Source organism: Verrucomicrobiota bacterium (genome assembly GCA_037139415.1).
GTDB lineage: Bacteria > Verrucomicrobiota > Verrucomicrobiia > Limisphaerales > Fontisphaeraceae > JBAXGN01.
The window spans coordinates 1-2,597 of record JBAXGN010000351.1 but is presented as its reverse complement, the minus strand read 5'-3'; the positions used below and the strand labels follow the sequence as shown (position 1 = coordinate 2,597).

The 2,597-nt window shown below is 61.7% G+C and carries 2 protein-coding genes; both read right to left on the bottom strand.

All coding sequences use genetic code 11. The annotated features are described in order from the left end of the window. A partial coding sequence (locus WCO56_29530; GenBank protein MEI7733743.1) for a PAS domain-containing protein occupies positions 1 to 2,104 on the bottom strand: 2,104 nt, incomplete at its 3' end. Positions 2,105 to 2,127: 23 nt separating this feature from the next. Next, a partial coding sequence (locus WCO56_29525; GenBank protein ID MEI7733742.1) for a hypothetical protein occupies positions 2,128 to 2,597 on the bottom strand: 470 nt, incomplete at its 5' end.

The following is a 2,597-nucleotide window of genomic DNA, read 5'->3' as shown; positions in this document are numbered from 1 at the left end:
TGGTGCCGCCCTCGGGCAGGGCGTCGCGGGCGTTGATGCACAGGTTCAGGAGGGCTTGATGAAGCTGGGTGGCGTCGCCCAGCACCGGCCACAGGTCATAGGCCGCTTCCACGTGCGCCCGGATATTTCGGGGGAAGGTTTCCTGAATGATGTTGACCAGTTCCTTTTGGATCGGACGCACGGGCAGGGACACTCGGGCACCGGGGGTGCCACGAGCAAAGGTGAGCAGTTGCTTGATGATGTCGGACCCACGCTGGGCGCTGGTCTCCATGGCGTCAAGCATCGAGCGGCTGCTCGATTCGCCGACCTCTTTGCGCAATTCTGGCACGGCCATCAGCACGGGGGCCAGGACGTTGTTCAGGTCATGGGCGATGCCGCCAGCCAGCGCGCCGAGGCTGTCCAACCGTTGCGCCCGCAGGAACTGGGCTTCCAGCGTCTTATATTCAGTAACGTCAACGATGGCGGCGATCACCCCGATGACGCGCCCCGCCGCATCGTGCTCCGGCGCATAGCGGGCATGAAGCGCGCGCGGCCCGACCGGTAACGGGAGCGTCTGGTCGTACTCCGCGACTTGCCCGGCCAGTGCGGTATCCAGGTAGGGGCTGACCAAGGCATACGCGGCTTCACCCACTACGTCCCGCAAGTGCTTGCCAATGACCTCCTCCCGGCGCCGCCCCAGCAACTTCAGGTAGGACTCGTTCACAAACTTGTAGCGCCGTTCCGAGTCGCACTGAATGAGGAGGATCGGCGCATGGTCGGTCACAAGGCGCAGTTGCGCTTCCCGCTCGCGCAGCGCCTGCTCAGAAAGCTTCCTCGCCATGGCGCTGGAGAAAACCTGTGCGATCAGTTTACATTGAGCGAGCAATGCCTCAGTCCACACCCTTACTTGCGTTGTGGCGGCAAACGACAGGGCACCAAATATGGGAACTTCTCCGAGTGTGAGTGGGATCGCCACCGTTCCCTTGTCTCCATAGTAGATCAGGTTATCGCGATCTACGGCAGCCTCGGCTGGCAAGGTTCCAGGGTCGCGCACGATTACCGGTTGTTTGGCAAGCAATTGTGCGGTAATCCAAGGGAACAGACTATTAGCCGTCACATCCTGAGGAACGGGCGGAATCGCATCCAGGGTACACAGGTGCGTCAGCCGCAACCGCTGAGGTTCTTCCGTGCTTCCTTGCCAGAGGGCGGAGCGGTCGGTGCCCAAAAAATGACAAAGCTGACGCTGCGCGCTGATGATCGCGTCATCCAGATGCTCGGGATCAACCGCTAAGAGTTCCCCTTGGAGGTCGGCCAGCAGTTTCTCGAAGGCCAGCCGCCGCACCAGTTCTTCCTCCGCCTGCTTGCGCGCGTGGATGTCGCTCACGATATGGACCGCGCCGGCGTACTGGCCGGCATCGTCAAAGATGGGGTCCACCACAATTTCAAGCCAACGCCCGCCCACCAGCATGGTCGCAGACTCGCGCTGGCGGGTCTGGCGCGCCCGGACAAAGGGGCAATCCGGATGCGGCTCCGGCGTGCCATGCATGACGGCCCAGCAATGCTGGCCGAGCATCTCCTGGCAGGAACGCTGGAAGAACCGCTCGGCGGTCTTATTGGTGCGCATGACGCGGTGGTCGGCGTCCAGAATCCAGATGGCGTCATTCGTGGCGTCAAAGGTCGTCTGCCATTCGCGCGCCGTACGGGCCAATTCAACGTTCTTCTCGCGCAAGGAGTGATTCAGTTGTAGGATGCGGATGAACGTCTCGATGCGAACCGTCAATTCGCGATTGGAGATGGGGCGCACCAAGTAGCCATCCGCCCCTGATTCCAGGCCCGTAAGCTGTTCCTCCGTGCGGGTGTAGGTGCCCGAGATGAGAACCACAATGACCTCCGCGAACGCCGGGTCGGCCTTGATCCGGCGGCCGACTTCCAGGCCATCCATTCCCGGCATATCCAGATCCAGCAACACCAGATGCGGGCGGAAGGTGGGCAGGAGCAACAGGGTGTCCTCGCCGCTCAGGGCGGTCGCCGTGGTGTAGCCGGCCTTTTCCAACACCCGCGCGGTGCCGCGCGCGATGTCCGCGTCATCATCTGCCACCAGAACACGAATGGGTTCAAGGGTCATGGGTTATCAGTAATCAGTTCCTTTCATGGGCAGGCAGTGGTATCCAGATCCGGGAAGTATTGTTTAGAGCAGTCCGGGCACAGGCCGTGGGTGAATGTGGCTTCGGAGTGTTTGGTTATGTAGCTCTCCACTTGGTTCCAATAGCCTTTATCATCGCGGATTTTTTTGCAGCCGGCGCAGATCGGCAGCAGGCCGCTCAGGGACTTCACGTGGGCCAAGGCGTGCTGCAAGTCCTGGATAAGGTGATCGCGTTCGGCCTCCGCCGACATGCGCTCCAGTTCGCCGGCGGCGCGCACTGCCACCAGTTTCAGCGTGGCCTCGGCGAGCGGGCGGTTCGCCAGCGGGCGGCGGCCGATGACCGCAATCAGGCCGATGGGCTGGCCGGTGTGGCTCCAGAGGGTCACGCCGACATAGCCGAACTTTCGACACTGGGACGGTTTTTTAATAAAAATCCCTGGCGCAATCTTTGAATTTCCCAGGAAAGTCGCAGGTT